The sequence below is a fragment of the Allobosea sp. OAE752 genome (assembly GCF_050433265.1).
In the GTDB taxonomy this organism is placed as follows: domain Bacteria; phylum Pseudomonadota; class Alphaproteobacteria; order Rhizobiales; family Beijerinckiaceae; genus Allobosea; species Allobosea spartocytisi.
On record NZ_JBNPXO010000005.1, the window covers coordinates 364208 to 382027 of the forward strand.

The window sequence follows — 17820 nt, forward strand, 5'->3', positions numbered from 1 at the left end:
GTCGCGGAACGAAACCGCGGCCGGGCCGCATCCCATCAAAACGCAAAACGCGCGCCAAGAGGCGCGCGTCCTGTTGTCGCAATGTTGCGGCAGGCGTCAGGCAGAGGCCGTCTTGTTCTCGTCCTCGCGCTCCGCATAGATGAAGAGCGGACGGGCCTTGTTCTCGACCGCCTCCGGGCCGATGACGACCTGCTCGACGCCTTCCAGCCCCGGCAACTCGTACATGGTCTCGAGCAGGATGCCCTCCATGATCGAGCGCAGGCCGCGGGCGCCGGTCTTCCGCTCGATCGCCTTGCGGGCGATCAGGCTGACGGCCTCGTCGGTGAAAGTGAGCTGGGTGTCCTCCATCTCGAACAGGCGCTGATACTGCTTCACCAGCGCGTTCTTAGGCTCCGTCAGGATGGTCTTCAGCGCCGGCTCGTCGAGATCCTCCAGCGTCGCCAGCACCGGCAGGCGGCCGACGAATTCCGGGATCAGGCCGAACTTGAGCAGGTCCTCGGGCTCGACATCGCGGAAGATCGCGCCGGTGCGGCGGTCGTCCGGAGACTGGACCTTGGCACCGAAGCCGATCGAGGTGCCCTTGCCGCGGCTCGAGATGATCTTGTCGAGGCCGGCGAAGGCGCCGCCGCAGATGAACAGGATGTTCGTGGTGTCGACCTGCAGGAATTCCTGCTGCGGATGCTTGCGCCCGCCCTGCGGCGGCACGGAGGCGACGGTGCCTTCCATGATCTTGAGCAGCGCCTGCTGGACGCCCTCGCCCGAAACGTCACGGGTGATCGAGGGATTGTCCGACTTGCGGCTGATCTTGTCGATCTCGTCGATATAGACGATGCCGCGCTGCGCCCGCTCGACATTGTAGTCGGAAGCCTGGAGCAGCTTGAGGATGATGTTCTCGACATCCTCGCCGACATAGCCGGCCTCGGTCAGCGTCGTCGCGTCGGCCATGGTGAAGGGCACGTCGAGGATGCGGGCGAGCGTCTGCGCGAGCAGCGTCTTGCCCGAGCCGGTCGGCCCGATCAGCAGGATGTTCGACTTCGCCAGTTCGACGTCGTTGTGCTTCGTCGCGTGGCTCAGGCGCTTGTAGTGGTTGTGGACCGCCACCGAGAGCACCTTCTTGGCGTGCTCCTGGCCGATGACGTAATCGTCCAGAACCTTGCGGATCTCCTTGGGAGTCGGCACGCCGTCCTTCGACTTCACCAGCGCGGATTTGGATTCCTCGCGGATGATGTCCATGCAGAGCTCGACGCATTCATCGCAGATGAACACGGTCGGGCCCGCGATGAGCTTGCGGACCTCGTGTTGGCTCTTGCCGCAGAAAGAGCAGTACAGCGTGCTCTTCGAGTCGCCGCCGGGCTTGCTAGCCATTGTCCATCTCCAGTTCCGGAGCCCGGGACCACACCAGCCGAGGCAGATGCAACCGTCGTCTCTCCGTCATAAAATAAGCGCTCAGATCACGATGATTAGGTTAACGGCCCGTTCCGATACATCCGGATACGCTGGGTCGATCCAAATCGGATCATGATGAAGCGCCTCGTCCGCTCACCCCGACCCCATGCAAACACGGGGCCGATCCGCTTTCAATATGGGCCTTCAACCTGCCCACGCCAACCCACAGGATCGGGACCGCTCGTCGCAACCTCACGCGTCCTCGGGTCGCTTCTCGATGACCTTGTCGATCAGGCCGAAATCGCGGGCCTGCTCGGCGGTCATGAAGTTGTCGCGTTCCAGCGCAGCGTGGATGTCCTCGTAGCTGCGGCCGGTGTGCTTCACGTAGATTTCATTGAGCCGCTTCTTCAGGCTCTCGACTTCCTTGGCGTGGATCAGGATGTCGGTGACCTGGCCCTGGAAGCCGCCGGAGGGCTGGTGGACCATGATGCGGGCATTCGGCAGGGCAAAGCGCATGTCCTTGGCGCCGGCCGTCAGCAGCAGCGAGCCCATCGAGGCGGCCTGGCCGACGCACAGCGTCGTCACCGGGCAGCGGATGAACTGCATCGTGTCGTAGATCGACAGGCCCGAGGTGACCACGCCGCCGGGCGAGTTGATGTAGAAGGAGATTTCCTTCTTGGGGTTCTCGGCCTCGAGGAAGAGGAGCTGCGCCACGATCAGCGAAGCGGAGAAATCCTCGACCGGACCGGTCAGGAAGATGATGCGCTCACGCAGCAGGCGCGAATAGATGTCGAAGGCGCGCTCGCCGCGGCTCGACTGCTCGACCACCATCGGGACGAGATTGTTGTAGGTCTCGATCGGATCGCGAAGCATGGATCAATCCTTGGGAGTAAGCGCCGTATCGGGCGACGAGGTCGAATCGGCAGTGTCTCGGAAGACACTCACATAAGCACGCCGAACGTGGCTGAAAAGGGAAGCGCCGCCGGTCGCGAAGGCCGGCGGCGCAAAGGCTGGCATTAAGGTTGCCGGAACGCTCAGGCGGAAGCGTCTTCGGCCTTGTCTTCGGCCTTCTTGCTCTTCTTGGCGGCAGCCTTCTTCGGCTTGGCCTCGGTGGCGGCTTCCACCTCGTCATCGGCGTAGAGCGCCTCGCGCGATACCGTCTGATCCTCGACCTTCACCTGGCCGAGCAGATGGTCGACGACCTTCTCCTCGAAGATCGGGGCGCGGATCTCGGCGAGAGCCTGCGGGTTCTTGCGGTAGAACTCCCAGACCTGCTTCTCCTGGCCCGGGAACTGGCGGGCGCGCTCGATCAAAGCCTGGGTGACCTCGTCATCCGAGATCTGCACCTTGGCCTGCTCGCCGATCTCGGCCAGCACGAGGCCGAGGCGAACGCGGCGCTCGGCGATCTTGCGGTAGTCGGCGCGGGCTGCGTCCTCGGTGGTGTCCTCGTCGGCGAAGGTCTTGTTGGCCTGCTTCATGTCGGCCTCGACCTGGCTCCAGACGCTGTTGAACTCCTGGTCGACCAGCGTCGGCGGCAGCTCGAAGGTGTACTTGCCGTCGAGCGCGTCGAGCAGGCTCTTCTTGAGCTTGCGGCGCGACTGGGCGCCGAAGTCGCGGCCGATCTGCTCGCTCACGGCGGTCTTGAGCGCATCGAGCGACTCCATGCCGAAGGCCTTGGCGAGCTCGTCGTCGATCTTGATCGCGTCCGGGCCCTGGACGTCGGTAACGGTGACCACGAACTCGGCCGCCTGGCCGGCGAGATGGGCCGCGCCGTAGTTCTCGGGGAAGGTGACCTTGATCGTGCGGGTCTCGCCCTGCTTCACGCCCTCGAGCTGCTCCTCGAAGCCGGGGATGAACTGGCCGGAGCCGAGATCGAGCGGGATGCCTTCGCCGGTGCCGCCCTCGAAGGCCTTGCCGTCGATGGTGCCGACATAGGAGATCATCAGGCGGTCGCCGGTCTCGGCCTTGGCCTTCTCGCCCTTCGCCGAATAGGTGCGGTTGCCGGACGCCATGCGCAGCAGCGCGGCGTCGACATCGGCGTCCGGAACCTCGGCGACCGGCTTCACGAGCGAAACGTCGGAGATGTCGACGAGCTCGATCTTCGGCAGAACCTCGAGGGCGACGGTGAAGGCGAGATCGCCCTTGGCCTCCATCGCGGCCTCGATCTCGTCCTTGTTCTCGGGGAAGCGGATCTGCGGCTCGAAGGCGAGCTTCAGGTTGTTGTCGGCGACGATCTTCTGGTTCGCCTCGTTGACGGCGTTCTGGAGGACGTCGGACATGACTGAGCGGCCATAGAGGCGGCGCAGATGCGCGACCGGCACCTTGCCCGGGCGGAAGCCGTTGATCTTGGCCTTGCCCTGGAGGTCCTGCAGGCTGTCGTCGAGCCTGGTCTTCAGGTCGGCGGCGTTCAGCACCACCTGGAATTCGCGCTTGAGGCCCTGGGACAGGGTTTCGGTCACGTTCATTTTTGTACCGCCAACAGCTCGTTTACGTCTCAATGTCCAAAGCGCGACGCCGGTTCCGGCCGCCACCGCGCTCGCGAAAAATTCCGGCATCGGACCGAAAAGTGGCTTCCACTTTCCGGAAAATCCGATGCGATAACAGTCGCATCGATCACCGTTACCGCATCCGGAAGGACACGCGATGATCTCGGCCGATGGTGCGGGCGGAGGGACTCGAACCCCCACGACTTTCGCCGCTGGTACCTAAAACCAGTGCGTCTACCAATTCCGCCACGCCCGCCGGCCCGATAGCGCTGCGCGCGAGCAAACGCAGCGCGGCCATCATTGGGCCGCGGTGCTATACGCATTTCAGGCGGCGGTTGCAGCAAAAAAATGACGGTTCTGCAAAATGCCGGTGCCGCCACTTTTCGGCACGCTTCGCGCCAGGCCCTCTCGCCAGTGCCCGCCCGCCGGATTATGCGGAGGGAATGACGAGCCTGCCGCCAGACCGCCCGACCACCGCGACCCGCCGTCAATGGCTGGCGGGAATGAGCAGCACCGCCCTGCTCGCCCCCCTGCCCGGCCGCGCCCAGAGCCCGACGCCGCCCGGCAACACAAAACCGCCGGAGGAGCCCCCGGTCAGAACGCTGGTCGCCGGCCCCGCCAAGCTCCGCTTGCGCCCGGTGCCGGCCGCCGAGACCGAGATCTGGGCCTTCGACGGCACGACGCCAGGGCCGAGCTTGCGAATCAAGCAGGGCGAGACGCTGCGACTGAAGCTGGAGAACAAGACGGCCGCGCCGCTCTCGCTACACTGGCAGGGCCTGCGCGGCGCAGCGGCGCAGGACGGCGTCGGCGGCTTCAGCCAGCCGCCGGTCGCGCCGGGCGACAGCATCGAATACCGGCTGACGCCGCCGGATTCGGGCACCATCCTGTATCGCCCGCTGGTCATCGGCGGCTCGTCCGAGCCGGCGGGGCGGGGCTTGAGCGGGCTGCTGATCGTCGAGGAACGCGAGCCGCCCGCCGTCGATCTCGACCTGCCGGTGTTCGTGAACGACTGGCTGCTCGGCGACGACCAGGCGATCCTGCCCTTTGCCTTGCAGGCCACGAGCTCGGCCGCCGCCGGCCGGCTCGGAAACTGGCTCACCGTCAACGGCAAGCCACCGCCGCAGCCGGTCAAGCTGCTGCCCGGATCGCGCGTGCGTCTCCGGCTCGCCAATGGCTGCAACGCCCGCATCATGCGACTGCGCTTCGACGGCGCGAAGGCTGCGGTCGTGGCGGTGGACGGCCAGCCGACCGAAACCTTCGAGCCGGTGCATGCGCAACTGCCCTTCGCGCCGGGCACGCGCTACGACGTCATCCTCGACCTGCCGATCGAAGCCGGCGCCTCGGTCAACGTCACCGCCCTGATCGGCCCGGGCCTGCCGCTGGTGCGGATCGTCACGGATGGCGCAGCGAAGGTCCCGCCAGCCGCGGTGCCGGCGCTCAAGCTCAACCCCGCTTTGCCCGCCGCGGTCCGGATGCAGGACGCGCTGCGGCCGACGCTGGTGATCGAGGGCGGCGGCAAGCCGACGCCGGAGCGGACGCTCGACTATACCGGCCTCGATCTCGCCCGGCCCTGGCTGGTCAATGGCGGCATCGGAGCGAAGGACGGCAAGCCGCTGTTCAGCGTCAAGCGCGGCACGCCGGTCGTGATGGCGATCGACAACCGCACCGCCTTCATCCAGCCCGTGCATGTGCACGGCCACGCCTTCCGCCTGCTGCACCCGCTCGACGACGGCTGGGAAAACTACTTCCTCGACACGGTGCAGATTCCGGAGGGCAAGAAGCTGCACATCGCCTTCATCGCCGACAACCCCGGCCGCTGGCTGATCTCCTCGACCGTGCTGGAACGCTTCGATCTCGGGCTATGGAGCTGGTTCGAGGTGGTTTAAGGTCTTCTGCTCCGTCATTCTCGGGCGAAGCGGAGCGGAGACCCGAGAAGCCCAGGCCGAGAAGACACTGGTTTCCGAGATGCTCGGGTCAAGCCCGAGCATGACGGCAGTCTCGCCTGATCCGATCAGCCCGCGTCCAGCCCCAGCCGCTCCACCACATCCTGCACGATGGCGTCCTTGCTGTCCTCGACCGAGACGACGAGCGGGTTCTCGTCGGAGCCCGGTTCCTGCAGCGTGGCGAACTGGCTGTCGAGCAGCGCCGGCGGCATGAAATGGTGCTGCCGGGCCGCCATGCGCCGGCCGATCAATTCGCGCGAGCCCCTGAGATAGACCAGCCTCACATCCGGCCGATCGCCGATGATGACCTCGCGATAGGCCTTCTTGAGCGCCGAGCAGGTAACGATGCCGTGCGCGCCCGTCGCCCTGAGATCGTCGATCCAAGCGGCGATGGCGGCGAGCCAGGGCTTGCGATCCTCGTCGGTCAGCGGGGTGCCGCCGGCCATCTTGGCGACGTTCTCGGGCGGGTGGAAGGAATCGGCATCGCGGAACGGCCAACCGAGGCGCGCCGCCAGCCGCTCGCCGAGCGAGGTCTTGCCGGAGCTGGCGACGCCCATGATGACGATGACGGCCGGGCGACCGCCCTTATCTTCTGCGCTCACGCCGGTCAGCCCTGCTTTTTCGGCTCGACATGGCCGCCGAAGCCGGCGCGCATGGCGGAGAGGATCTTCTCGCCGAAGGTGTGATCGACCCGCGAGCGGAAGCGGGCGAAGAGCGCCGAGGTCAACACCTCGGCCGGCGTCGCGGTCTCCACGGCGGCATCGACGGTCCAGCGACCCTCGCCCGAATCGGAGACGTTGCCGGTATAGGCGGCGAGCGCCTCATCGGAGGCGAGCGCCTCGGCCGTGAGATCGAGCAGCCAGGAGGTGACGACCGAGCCGCGGCGCCAGACCTCGGCGATCTCGGCTACGTCGAAGTCGAAGCCGTAATCGGCCGGCAGGCCTTCCTTGGCCGATGCGTTGCGCAGCAGGTCGAAGCCTTCCGCGAAGGCCTGCATCATGCCGTATTCGATGCCGTTATGGACCATCTTGACGAAATGGCCCGAGCCGGTCGGCCCGCAATGCAGATAGCCCTGCTCGCTGGTCGGGTTGCGGCCTTCGCGATGCTTGGTCGGCTCGACCTCGCCCTTGCCGGGCGCCAGCACCTTGAAGATCGGCTCCAGCCGGTCGAAGGCCTCCTTGGCGCCGCCGATCATCAGGCAGTAGCCGCGTTCCAGCCCGTGCACGCCGCCGGAGGTGCCGACATCCATGTAGTGGATGCCCTTGGCCGCCAGCTCCTTGCCGCGGCGGACATCGTCCTTCCAGAAGGCGTTGCCGCCATCGATCAAGACGTCGCCTGCGCCGACGAGGCCGGCGAGCTCGGCGAGCGTGCCCTCGGTGATCTTGCCGGCCGGCAGCATCACCCAGATCGCGCGCGGCGCCTTCAGCTTGGCGACCATGTCCTTGAGGTCGGCGGCGACGATGGCGCCATCCTCAGCGAGCGCCTGCCCCGGTTTCGGATCGCGGTCATAGACCACGCATTCATGGCCGGCGCGCATCAGCCGGCGCACGATGTTGCCACCCATCCGGCCGAGGCCGATCACTCCGAGCTGCATGTCAGATCACTCCTGCCGGGAAGCCGGCTCTCTTGCCTGCTTGAAGCATGGCGGCAGCGGGCGGAGCAAGCGGGGTAGGGTCAGCGCGCCGCGGCGGCCCGCTGCTGCAGGCTCCGCCAGCGACCCGGCGTGATGCCGTAGGCCCTGTGGAATTGGCGGGTGAGATGGCTCTGATCGGCGAAGCCGCAGGCGGCCGCGACCTCCGCCAAAGACGTGCCGAGCGTGAGCAAGCTTCGCGCCCGGCCGAGGCGACGCATGACGAGGTAATTGTAGGGGCTCGTGCCGAAGGTCGTCCGAAATTGTCGCGCCAAAGTGAAGCGGTCGAGGCCGGTCAGCCTCTCGAGCTCTTCCGAGGCGACCGGCGCTTCGAGATGGCCATCGAGATAATCCCGCGCCCGCTCCAGCGCCGGACGATCGAGCCGCTGCCGTCGCATGCGCGCCGCGGAAGAATCGATCGCGGCAAGCGCGTCAGCCAGGGGAACCACGATGTCATCGAGCCCGAGCGCTTCGAGCGGCGCATCGAGATCGCGAAGCGCGCCGGTAATGGCACTTACCAACCGAGCATCTTGCGAGACGGCGGCCGGAATGAAGGGCAGGCTGCGGCCGGCCTCTCCCATCGCCTCGCGGATCAGCCGCGGCTCGACATAGATCATCCGGTAGCGAAAGCCCTCGGCGATGCCGGAGCGACCGTTATGGATCTCGTCCGGGTGGATGACGATCGCATGGCCGCACAGGCTGTCGCGCCGGGCGCCGCGATAGTCGAAGGACTGCACACCGGAAAGCGTCAGCCCGAAGGCATAGGTGTCGTGGCGATGCGGATCATAGGCGTAGCCGTGGAAGAAGGCCTCGATCCGCTCGATGCCATCAGCGCCGGTGCCGAGCCGCACCCAGTCCGCGGCACCCGGCTTGCACGATCGTTCAAGACTGGCCTTTCCGGCCTCGGCTAACGCTGCATCCATGCGTTACGATACCAAGATCGCCATCATGGTGCGCGAGAATCTCGCGACCTGGCAGAAACTCAATGTCGCGAGCTTCCTCGCCGGAGGGCTCGTCGGCGCCTCATCCGAACTCGCGGGAGAGCCTTATCAGGACGGCTCGGGCCGGTTCTACGGCCCGCTGATCCGCCAGCCCGTGCTGATCTTCGCCGCGAGTGCCGAGGCTCTGAAGCAGGTGCTGCAGCGCGCGCAGGGGCGCGGCGTCAGGGCCCATCTCTACACGCATGAGCTGTTCACGACCGGCAACGATGTCGACAATCGCGAAGCCGTGGCGGCGGTCGCCACGGCCGATCTCGATCTCGTCGGCCTCGCTCTCCATGCCGAGCGCAAGGAGATCGACAAGATCGTCAAGGGCCTGAAGCTGCACGATTGAAGGCTCAAGGAAACAGAGCCTCCACCGGGCCGGCGGCGCGCACCGGCTCGCGCATCAGGACCCGCGCGTCCACGCCGTTCGGAAACGCCGCATCGGCGCGCCAATCGGCGATGATCGCAGCCGCATCGGCCGCCCTGGCGAGATCGACAGCCATGATCTCGCGGGCCTCCTCGCCCCTCCGCTCGGTCGCGACGAAGTGCAATTGACCCTTGCAGGCCAGAACGAGCGCCTCAACCCGGCCGAGCAGGGCCTGCCGGACGCCCGCAGCCCGTGCGTCGTATTCGACAAGAAGCAGCCCTTCCATGGCGGCTCAGCCGTTGCGGAAGGTGTAGCTGTAGCCGTTGATCGCCGGCACGCCGCCGAGATGGGCGTAAAGCACCTTCGAACCGGCCGGGAAGAAGCCCTTCTTCACCAGATCGATCATGCCCTGCATGGATTTTCCCTCATAGACGGGGTCCGTCATCATGCCCTCGAGCCGCGCCGACATGCGGATCGCCTCGATCGTTTCCTTCGAGGGCACGCCGTAGACGGGGTAGGCGTAGTCCTCGTTGAGGATGATGTCATCGGCGGTGATGTCCTTGCCGCCGATGAGTGCCGAGGTCTTCTGCGCGATTTCGAGGACCTGCGCCTTGGTCTGGGCCGGCGTGGCGGAGGCATCGATGCCGATGACGTTGCGCTGGCGGCCGTCCTTGGCGAAGCCGACGACCATGCCGGCATGGGTCGAGCCCGTGACGGTGCAGACGACGATATAGTCGAACTTGAAGCCGAGTTCGGCCTCCTGCGCCCTCACCTCCTCGGCAAAGCCGACATAGCCGAGCCCGCCGAATTTATGGACCGAGGCGCCGGCCGGAATCGCATAGGGCTTGCCGCCCTTAGCCTTCACATCGGCCAGCGCATTCTCCCAGCTTTCGCGGATGCCGATGTCGAAGCCCTCATCGACCAGCTCGACATGGGCGCCCATCACGCGCGACATCAGGATGTTGCCGACCCGGTCATAGACGGCGTCGTCATGCGGCACCCAGCTTTCCTGCACGAGCCGGCACTTCATGCCGATCTTGGCCGCCGTGGCCGCGACCATGCGGGTGTGGTTCGACTGCACACCGCCGATCGAGACCAGCGTGTCGGCGCCGGAGGCGATGGCGTCCGGCACGATGTATTCGAGCTTGCGCAGCTTGTTGCCGCCGAAGGCGAGGCCCGAATTGCAGTCCTCGCGCTTGGCGTAGAGCTCGACGGCGCCGCCGAGATGGGCTGAGAGCCGCGAGAGCTTCTCGATCGGCGACGGCCCGAAGGTGAGCGGATAGCGCTCGAATTTCTCCAGCATGGGTCTTGCTTGCTCCGTTAAACACCGGAGAAAGCTAACAAAATCGATTCGAAACGTCCTTCCGAAATAAGCCCTCTTTCTATTGCACTCCCGCCGCAATAAGCAATTCTGTGACTCCTGCAATCAGAAACTGAGCCATATTTCGGAAGAATCTTTCATGGATCAGACGCTCGACAAAACCGACCTCAGGATTCTGCGACTGCTGCAAAGCGACGGGCGCATGGGCAATGCCGAGATCGCCAAGCGGGTGAACACCAGCGCCGCGACCTGCCATCGCCGCATCCAGCGCCTCTTCGCCGAGGGTTACGTCACCGGCGTGCGGGCTCAGATCGCGCCGAAGAAGGTCGAGATGGGCACGCTCGCCTTCGTCGGGGTGGTGCTGGACCGCTCGACGCCGGAAAGCTTCGGCGCCTTCGAGGAGGCGATCCGCGAGATGAAGCTGGTGCTCGACTGCCACATCGTCGCCGGCGATTTCGACTACATCCTGAAGATCCGCGTGCGCGACATGGCCGATTTCAACAAGCTCCACGCCGACAGGCTGATCGCGCTGCCGGGCGTGCGACAAACGCGCACCTTCTTCGTGATGAAGGAGGTCGTGGACAACGCGCCGCTGGTGTTCTGAGGGATCGCGCGGTCCTCCCCCAAAAAAAGCGCGTCGACGGCATTGACTTAGAGCGCACTCGAACTCGTAGCTTCCCGGGCGTCACGACGAGAAGAACGGCATGAAGATCGGCGAACTGGCCCGGCGTTCGGGGCTGACGGCCCATACGATCCGCTATTACGAGCGCATCGGCCTCCTGCCCTATGCCGACCGGGACCGGTCGAGCCAACGCGACTACGATGCCTCGATCCTGACCTGGATCGAGTTCCTGGGCAGGCTCAAGACCACGGGCATGCCGATCCGCGAGATGCTGCGCTACGCCGCCTTGCGGGAACAGGGTGCCGGCACGGAACCCGAGCGCCGCGCCCAGTTGGAGCGCCACCGCGAGCAGGTCCGCGCCCGCATCGCAGAGCTCAACGCCTGCCTTCTCGTCCTCGACACCAAGATCGCCGGCTATGCCGGCGCCGAGAACAGGATAGAAGACTATGACGCACATCAACGCTCACGCCGAAACCAGCCGGCTAGAACGCGGCAAGCGCGCGCTCGCTGAGATCGACGGCGAAGCAGGCCACAAGGTGATCGCGGCGCTCGCCGACATCGCACCCGATTTCGCGGACTATGTGTTCGAATTTCCCTTCGGCGACATCTATTCGCGGCCCGGTCTCGACCTGCGCTCGCGCGAGATCGCGACGATCGCCGCCCTTGCGGCGATGGGCAATGCCGCGCCGCAGCTCAAGGTGCATATCGAGGCGGGGCTGAATGTCGGCCTCTCGCGAGAGCAGATCACCGAGGTCCTGATCCAGATGGCCGTCTATGCCGGGTTTCCGGCCGCGCTCAACGGGCTGTTCGCGGCGAAAGAGGTCTTCGCGGCGCGTGATCTCGCCGCCTGACGAGAGGCTGCATCGGAGCCGCTGACTCTTAATCAGCGGATCTGGTAATCAGCGGGTCCGCCCCTCAGACCTGAATCAGCCTCTGCACCTGGTTGCCGTCGAGCTCGTTCATCGGGCCGGACAGCACGACCTCGCCGCGGTCCATCACGAACATCGTGTCGGCGAGGTCGCGGGCGAAGTCGAAATACTGCTCGACGAGCACGATCGCCATGCCGCCCTTCTGGCGGAGATAGTCGATGGCGCGGCCGATATCCTTGATGATCGAGGGCTGGATGCCCTCGGTCGGCTCGTCCAGAACCAGCAATTTGGGCCGGGTGACCAACGCTCGCGCTATGGCGAGCTGCTGCTGTTGGCCACCCGAGAGGTCTCCGCCGCGCCGGCCCAGCATGGACTTCAGCACGGGGAACAGGTCGAAGAGCTCATCCGGGACGAAGCGCTCCCTGCGCTTCAGCGGCGCGAAGCCGGTCTCCAAATTCTCCTTCACCGTCAGCAGCGGGAAGATCTCCCGCCCCTGCGGCACATAGGCGATGCCGGCCCGCGCGCGATCCTCGCTGCGCAGAGTCGAGATGTCCTCCCCGTCGAAACGGATATGGCCGGCCGAAATCGGCTGATGGCCGACGATGGCGCGCATCAGCGAGGTCTTGCCGACGCCGTTGCGGCCCATCACGCAGGTGACCTTGCCCGGTTCCGCGGTGACGGAGACGCGGCGCAGTGCCTGGGCCGCGCCGTAGTGCAGGTCGATGGCGTCGACGGTCAGCATGAGGACGCCCCCTCGCCGGAATCGCAAGGAAACACCGCGTCATCCCGGACGCAGCGCAGCGGAACTCCTGGATCCATCGGAAGCCTCCGGAGCCCTCCGATGGATCCCGGATCGGCGCCGCTTCGCGGCTTGTCCGGGATGACGGTGAGGATCAGCAGACGGACTGAGCCGGATGAGAACAGCGTCATCTCACCGCCCCAGATAGACTTCGACGACGCGCTCATTGGCGCTGACCTGGTCGAGCGGGCCCTCGGCCAAAACCGAGCCCTCATGCAGGACCGTGACCTTCACGCCGAGTTCGCGGATGAAGCCCATATCGTGCTCGACCACGATCACCGAATGATCCCTGGCGATCTCCTTGAGCAGCACCGCCGTCTGCGCCGTCTCGCCATCGGTCATGCCGGCGGCGGGCTCGTCGACGAGCAGGAGCTTCGGGTCCTGCGCCAGCAGCATGCCGATCTCGAGCCATTGCTTCTGTCCGTGGGAGAGCGAGCCCGCGAGCCGGTCGCGCTTGTCGGCCAGTTTCACGATGCCGAGGATGTCGTCGATGCGCTTCTGCTGGGGCTCCTCCGTCTTCCAGAACAGCGTCCTGCCGACCGTGCGCTTCGATTTCAGCGCGAGCAGGATGTTGTCCTCGATGGTGTGGAAGTCGAACACCGTCGGCTTCTGGAACTTGCGGCCGATGCCGAGATTGGCGATCGCGGCCTCGTCGAGCTTGGTGAGATCGACCGAGCCGCCGAACATCACCGTGCCGACATCGGGCTTGGTCTTGCCGGTGATGATATCCATCATCGTGGTCTTGCCGGCGCCGTTGGGGCCGATGATGGCGCGCATCTCTCCCGGTTCTATGGTCAGAGACAGTCCGCGGATCGCCTTGAAGCCGTCGAAGGAGACGCTGACGCCGTCGAGATAGAGCAGCGAGGAGGTGAGTGCGCCGGGCACGGGAGCGTTCATCGCTTCACTCCGCCGGGGCCGGCTCGGCTGCCGGAGTCTGATCGGGCTTGCGGCGGCGCGCCCAGAGCGCCTCGGCCGTGCCGAGGATGCCCTTGGGCAGGAAGAGCGTGACGACGACAAAGAGACCGCCCAGCGCGAAGAGCCAGTAAGGCGCCATGAAGCCCGAAGTGAACACCGTCTTGGCCCAGTTCACCACGACCGCGCCCAGCGCTGCGCCGACCAGCGTGCCGCGGCCGCCGACCGCGACCCAGATCACCGTTTCGATCGAGTTGGCCGGGGCGAATTCGCTGGGATTGATGATGCCGACCTGCGGCACGTAGAGCGCGCCTGCCACGCCCGCCATGCAGGCCGAGACGGTGAAGACGAAGAGCTTGAAGCGGTCGACCCGGTAGCCGAGGAAGCGGGTGCGCGACTCCGCGTCCCGGATCGCGATCACGACCTTGCCGAGCTTCGAGACGACGATGCCGCGCGCGATCAGGAAGCCGACCGCAAGCATGACGCAGGTCAGCGAAAACAGAGCGGCACGAGTCGCTTGCGCCTGGATGTTGAAGCCGAGGATGTCCTTGAAATCGGTCAGGCCATTGTTGCCGCCGAAGCCCATATCGTTGCGGAAGAAGGCGAGCAGCAGCGCATAGGTCAACGCCTGGGTGATGATCGAGAGATAGACGCCGGTGACGCGCGAGCGGAAGGCGAACCAGCCGAAGACGAAGGCGAGCAGGCCGGGCACGGCCAGCACCATCAGCATGGCGAAGGGGAAGGACGAAAAGCCGTACCAGTACCAGGGCAATTCCTGCCAGTTCAGGAAGACCATGAAGTCGGGCAGGATCGGGTTGCCATAGACGCCGCGCGAGCCGATCTGGCGCATCAGATACATGCCCATGGCGTAGCCGCCGAGCGCGAAGAAGGCGCCGTGGCCGAGGCTGAGGATGCCGCAATAGCCCCAGACGAGATCGAGCGAGACCGCGAGCAGCGCGTAGCAGAGATATTTGCCCCAGAGCGACATGGTCGAGGTCGGGACGTGGAAGGGCGAGGACGCCGGCAGCAGCAGGTTCGAAAGCGGCACCAGCACGGCCAGGCCGAGCAGGATCGCGAGAAAGATGCCGCCGCGACGGTCCATCTTCTGCAGGAGGAAGCGGGTGATCATGCTTCCACCGCCCGGCCCTTGAGCGCGAACAGGCCGCGCGGGCGCTTCTGGATGAAGAGGATGATGCAGACCAAGAGCGCGATCTTGCCCAGCACCGCGCCGGCATAGGGCTCGAGCAATTTGTTGGCGACGCCGAGCGTCATCGCGCCGACCAGCGTGCCCCATAGGTTCCCGACGCCGCCGAAGACCACGACCATGAAGCTATCGATGATGTAGCTCTGGCCAAGGTTGGGGCTGACATTGTCGATCTGCGAGAGCGCGACGCCGGCCAAACCCGCGACACCGGAGCCCAGCCCGAAGGTCAGCGCGTCGATGCGGCCGGTGCGGATGCCCATCGCAGAGGCCATGCGGCGGTTTTGGGTGACGGCGCGCATCTGCAGCCCCATCGGCGTCAGCTTCAGGATGGCGAGCAGCGCCGCAAAGACCAGCCCCGCGAAGACGATGATCCAGAGCCGGTTATAGGTGATGGCGAGACCGCCGAGATCGAAGGCGCCGGACATGAAGCTAGGGGCGCCGACCTCTCGGTTGGTCGGGCCGAAGGCGGTACGGACCGCCTGTTGCAGCATCAGGCTGATGCCCCAGGTCGCCAGCAATGTTTCGAGCGGCCGGCCATAGAGGAAGCGGATGACGCCGCGCTCGATGGCGATGCCGACTGCACCCGAGACGATGAAGGCCGCCGGCAAGGCGATGGCCAGCGACCAATCGAACAGGCCGGGCGCGTTCGCCCGGATGATCTCCTGCACCACGAAGGTGGTGTAGGCGCCGAGCATGACCATCTCGCCATGGGCCATGTTGATGACGCCCATCACACCGAAGGTGATGGCAAGGCCGATGGCGGCCAGCAGCAGCACCGAGCCGAGCGAGAGCCCGTACCAGAGGTTCTGCGCCATGGCCCAGAGACGCAGGCGGCCCTCGATGGCAGAGATCGCCCTCGCCTGCGCGTCCTTGAGCGCCGGGGTCGCCTCGCCTGCGAGCGAGCGCAACGTCGCCAGCGCATCCTGGTCGCCGCGCTCGCGCAGCAGGTCGATGGCGCCGAGGCGGTCGAGCGGGGCGGCATCGGGCTTGGCGATCAGGATCGCGGCCTGGGCCTGGCGCAGGGCGGCGAGCGCGCGCGGATCGGTCTCCTTGCCGATGGCGGCTTCGACGATGGGCAGGAGGCTGGCATCGCGCGACTTGAAGACCGCTTCGGCCGCGGCAGTCCGTTTCGCGGGTTCAGGATTGAGCAGGCTCAGGCCGCCGAGCGCGGCCTGCACGGTGCGCCGCACCGCGTTGTTGAGGCGAACGGTCTTCACATCCGCCGGAGCGGCGGTAAGCGCAGCGCCGGTCCTGGCGTCGACGAAGCCACCAGTCGGGGTCTTCAGCACGACGCCGCCGGGGCCGGCGAGCAGGCGCCCGTCGTTCAGGGCTTCGACGATCAGCGCAGCATTGGGATGGGCGGTCGACACCAGGATTTCGACGGCGCGCGTCGTGTCGGAATAGCTGTCGGCGGCGAGGCGCGTGAAGGCCTCGTCGGCAGTCTGCGCGAAGGAGGCGATCGAGGCCGCGACCAGCGCGACGACGATCACTCCGAGATGCAGCAGGCGATAAAGGAAGGACATCAAGACCGGCTTCCGCATTCAGGTCATCCCGGGCGCCCGCAGGGCGACCCGGGATCCGGGCGTTTCCCCGAAAAGCTCAGGCATCGATCCCGCCTCTAGGCTTCGCTCCGCCGGGATGACGGAGCGGGACGAGCAACCGCGATGGAACGGCGAGATACGAGGCGAGATACGAGGGACGACCGGGATATTTCCCGTGCCGCCCCTCCCCCTCATGATCTCAGGCGCCACCGCACTTGTTGGTCTTGACGTTGAAGTTGCCGCACTTCTTCTCGACCCAGTCGCCGACCAGATCCTTGGAGCCGTCGAGCTCCTTCGACCAGGCATCGCCCGGAACGAGGCCGGAGGTCTTCCAGACCACGTCGAACTGGCCGTCATCCTTGATCTCGCCGATGAAGACCGGCTTGGTGATGTGGTGGTTGGGCAGCATCTTCGAGATGCCGCCGGTCAGGTTCGGCGCCTCGATGCCGGGCAGCGCGTCGATGACCTTGTCGGGGTCGGTCGACTTGGCCTTCTCGACCGCCTTCACCCACATGTTGAAGCCGATGTAATGCGCCTCCATCGGGTCGTTGGTGACGCGCTTCGGGTTCTTGGTGAAGGCCTGCCACTGCTTGATGAAGGCCTCGTTCTCCGGCGTCTTGATCGACTCGAAATAGTTCCAGGCGGCGAGATGGCCGACGAGCGGCTTGGTGTCGATGCCGGCGAGTTCCTCCTCGCCGACCGAGAAGGCGACGACGGGAATGTCGGTCGCCTTGATGCCCTGGTTGCCGAGCTCCTTGTAGAACGGCACGTTGGCATCGCCGTTGATGGTCGAGACCACGGCCGTCTTCTTGCCGGCCGAGCCGAACTTCTTGATGTCGGAGACGATGGTCTGCCAGTCGGAATGACCGAAGGGCGTGTAGTTGATCATGATGTCCTCGGGCTTCACGCCCTTGGATTTGAGATAGGCTTCGAGGATCTTGTTGGTCGTGCGCGGGTAGACATAGTCGGTCCCGGCGAGCACCCAGCGCTCGACCTTCTCCTCCTTGGCGAGATAGTCGACGGCGGGGATCGCCTGCTGGTTCGGGGCCGCGCCGGTGTAGAAGACGTTGCGCTCGCTCTCCTCGCCCTCGTACTGGACGGGGTAGAACAGGATGTTGTTGAGCTCCTTGAAGACCGGCAGCACCGATTTGCGCGACACGGAAGTCCAGCAGCCGAAGGTGGCCGCGACCTTGTCCTTGGTGATCAGCTCGCGCGCCTTCTCGGCGAAGAGCGGCCAGTTCGAGGCCGGATCGACCACCACGGCCTCGAGCTTCTTGCCGAGGACGCCGCCCTTCTTGTTCTGCTCCTCGATGAGCATGAGCATGACGTCCTTCAGGGTCGTCTCGGAGATCGCCATCGTGCCCGAGAGCGAGTGCAGGATGCCGACCTTGATGGTCTCCTGCTGCGCCGCCGCCGGCAGATAGGAGGAACCGAGGAAAGCGGCGCCCGCGAGCGCGGTGCCGAGGAATTCGCGACGATTGCTGTTCACGGGCTGCTCCCGAATATTCCTGTTGAGCGGCGCCGCGATCGGCACCGACAGGCCTCCCCGGCCCGAAGGCAGGTATCGCAAGCCACATGCCAACCGGCCTCACCGAACGGGTCGTCGCGCAAATCTCTGCCGCTAGGTCAGCAAACCCCGCATTTCCTGCGAAAGAGGGGGCCCCGACGCAATGATCAGGTCATATCGATCATTTCTGCTCATTTTACAGGCAAACCCACTGCCTGCTAATTGCGCACCGCACCATCCGCCTGAAATT

18 protein-coding genes and 1 tRNA gene are annotated in these 17820 nt (G+C 65.7%); 5 read left to right on the forward strand and 14 right to left on the reverse strand.

Features of this window, described 5'->3' with window-relative positions; genetic code table 11:
• Window positions 1-96: 96 nt before the first annotated feature.
• The 4 genes from clpX to GGC47_RS15925 all read right to left on the reverse strand — a co-directional run bounded on the left by clpX (window position 97) and on the right by GGC47_RS15925 (window position 4128).
• The gene (gene clpX, locus GGC47_RS15910; protein ID WP_038367947.1) at window positions 97-1365 is read right to left on the reverse strand and encodes an ATP-dependent Clp protease ATP-binding subunit ClpX; all 1269 of its coding nucleotides are present in this window, start codon (window positions 1363-1365) and stop codon (window positions 97-99) included.
• A gap of 273 nt (window positions 1366-1638) precedes the next feature.
• Window positions 1639-2259: an ATP-dependent Clp protease proteolytic subunit gene (locus GGC47_RS15915; protein ID WP_038367950.1), complete on the reverse strand. Its 621-nt coding sequence runs from the start codon at window positions 2257-2259 to the stop codon at window positions 1639-1641.
• 161 nt (window positions 2260-2420) lie between these two features.
• On the reverse strand, window positions 2421-3851 hold the full coding sequence (gene tig / locus GGC47_RS15920) for a trigger factor (RefSeq protein ID WP_142020798.1): 1431 nt from the start codon (window positions 3849-3851) through the stop codon (window positions 2421-2423).
• Window positions 3852-4043: 192 nt separating this feature from the next.
• Window positions 4044-4128 (reverse strand) — tRNA-Leu (locus GGC47_RS15925).
• Window positions 4129-4375: 247 nt separating this feature from the next.
• Here GGC47_RS15925 and GGC47_RS15930 point away from each other — a divergent pair.
• Window positions 4376-5758, forward strand: coding sequence for a multicopper oxidase family protein (locus tag GGC47_RS15930; protein WP_370954177.1), 1383 nt, complete (start codon window positions 4376-4378; stop codon window positions 5756-5758).
• A 125-nt stretch (window positions 5759-5883) separates the two neighbouring features.
• On the opposite strand, the gene GGC47_RS15935 is transcribed toward GGC47_RS15930, so the two are convergent.
• The 3 genes from GGC47_RS15935 to GGC47_RS15945 form a co-directional block, all read right to left on the reverse strand.
• On the reverse strand, window positions 5884-6417 hold the full coding sequence (locus GGC47_RS15935; RefSeq protein ID WP_370954176.1) for a gluconokinase: 534 nt from the start codon (window positions 6415-6417) through the stop codon (window positions 5884-5886).
• 5 nt (window positions 6418-6422) lie between these two features.
• On the reverse strand, window positions 6423-7409 hold the full coding sequence (gnd, locus tag GGC47_RS15940; RefSeq protein WP_370954175.1) for a phosphogluconate dehydrogenase (NAD(+)-dependent, decarboxylating): 987 nt from the start codon (window positions 7407-7409) through the stop codon (window positions 6423-6425).
• Between the two features lie 80 nt (window positions 7410-7489).
• Entirely contained in the window at window positions 7490-8368 is an 879-nt protein-coding gene (locus tag GGC47_RS15945) for an AraC family transcriptional regulator (protein ID WP_142020795.1), read from the reverse strand.
• On the opposite strand from GGC47_RS15945, the gene GGC47_RS15950 reads away from it, so the two are divergent.
• The gene (locus GGC47_RS15950) at window positions 8367-8777 is read left to right on the forward strand and encodes a DUF2000 family protein (protein ID WP_429068516.1); all 411 of its coding nucleotides are present in this window, start codon (window positions 8367-8369) and stop codon (window positions 8775-8777) included. The two genes, GGC47_RS15945 and GGC47_RS15950, sit on opposite strands and share 2 nt — an antisense overlap.
• A gap of 4 nt (window positions 8778-8781) precedes the next feature.
• Here GGC47_RS15950 and GGC47_RS15955 read toward each other — a convergent pair whose 3' ends face one another.
• Both GGC47_RS15955 and GGC47_RS15960 read right to left on the reverse strand, forming a co-directional pair.
• Window positions 8782-9081: a hypothetical protein gene (locus GGC47_RS15955; protein WP_142020793.1), complete on the reverse strand. Its 300-nt coding sequence runs from the start codon at window positions 9079-9081 to the stop codon at window positions 8782-8784.
• A 6-nt stretch (window positions 9082-9087) separates the two neighbouring features.
• A complete protein-coding gene (locus GGC47_RS15960) occupies window positions 9088-10098 on the reverse strand; it encodes a 1-aminocyclopropane-1-carboxylate deaminase (RefSeq protein ID WP_142020792.1) in 1011 nt (336 codons plus the stop codon).
• 157 nt (window positions 10099-10255) lie between these two features.
• Between GGC47_RS15960 and GGC47_RS15965 the strand changes: the two genes are divergently transcribed.
• From GGC47_RS15965 to GGC47_RS15975, 3 genes are all read left to right on the forward strand, one after another.
• Window positions 10256-10720: an Lrp/AsnC family transcriptional regulator gene (locus GGC47_RS15965; protein ID WP_112762066.1), complete on the forward strand. Its 465-nt coding sequence runs from the start codon at window positions 10256-10258 to the stop codon at window positions 10718-10720.
• A gap of 100 nt (window positions 10721-10820) precedes the next feature.
• Window positions 10821-11249 carry a MerR family transcriptional regulator gene (locus tag GGC47_RS15970; protein WP_142020791.1) on the forward strand — a complete coding sequence of 143 codons (429 nt, stop codon included), beginning with the start codon at window positions 10821-10823 and terminating at the stop codon, window positions 11247-11249.
• Window positions 11185-11589, forward strand: coding sequence for a carboxymuconolactone decarboxylase family protein (locus GGC47_RS15975; protein ID WP_038367979.1), 405 nt, complete (start codon window positions 11185-11187; stop codon window positions 11587-11589). Before GGC47_RS15970 ends, GGC47_RS15975 begins: the two co-directional genes overlap by 65 nt.
• Window positions 11590-11653: 64 nt before the next feature.
• Here the strand turns inward: GGC47_RS15975 and urtE are convergent, their stop codons facing one another.
• The 5 genes from urtE to urtA all read right to left on the reverse strand — a co-directional run bounded on the left by urtE (window position 11654) and on the right by urtA (window position 17552).
• Window positions 11654-12349 carry an urea ABC transporter ATP-binding subunit UrtE gene (gene urtE, locus GGC47_RS15980; protein ID WP_038367982.1) on the reverse strand — a complete coding sequence of 232 codons (696 nt, stop codon included), beginning with the start codon at window positions 12347-12349 and terminating at the stop codon, window positions 11654-11656.
• Window positions 12350-12538: 189 nt separating this feature from the next.
• A complete protein-coding gene (gene urtD, locus GGC47_RS15985) occupies window positions 12539-13303 on the reverse strand; it encodes an urea ABC transporter ATP-binding protein UrtD (protein ID WP_038368765.1) in 765 nt (254 codons plus the stop codon).
• Window positions 13304-13307: 4 nt separating this feature from the next.
• Window positions 13308-14447 carry an urea ABC transporter permease subunit UrtC gene (urtC, locus tag GGC47_RS15990; RefSeq protein ID WP_142020790.1) on the reverse strand — a complete coding sequence of 380 codons (1140 nt, stop codon included), beginning with the start codon at window positions 14445-14447 and terminating at the stop codon, window positions 13308-13310.
• Window positions 14444-16063, reverse strand: a complete 1620-nt coding sequence (gene urtB, locus GGC47_RS15995) for an urea ABC transporter permease subunit UrtB (RefSeq protein ID WP_112762064.1) — start codon at window positions 16061-16063, stop codon at window positions 14444-14446. The genes urtC and urtB overlap by 4 nt, the downstream gene beginning before the upstream one ends.
• A 199-nt stretch (window positions 16064-16262) precedes the next feature.
• Window positions 16263-17552 (reverse strand): urea ABC transporter substrate-binding protein, encoded by a 1290-nt coding sequence (gene urtA, locus GGC47_RS16000; protein WP_370954173.1) that lies wholly within the window; start codon window positions 17550-17552, stop codon window positions 16263-16265.
• Window positions 17553-17820 lie beyond the last annotated feature (268 nt).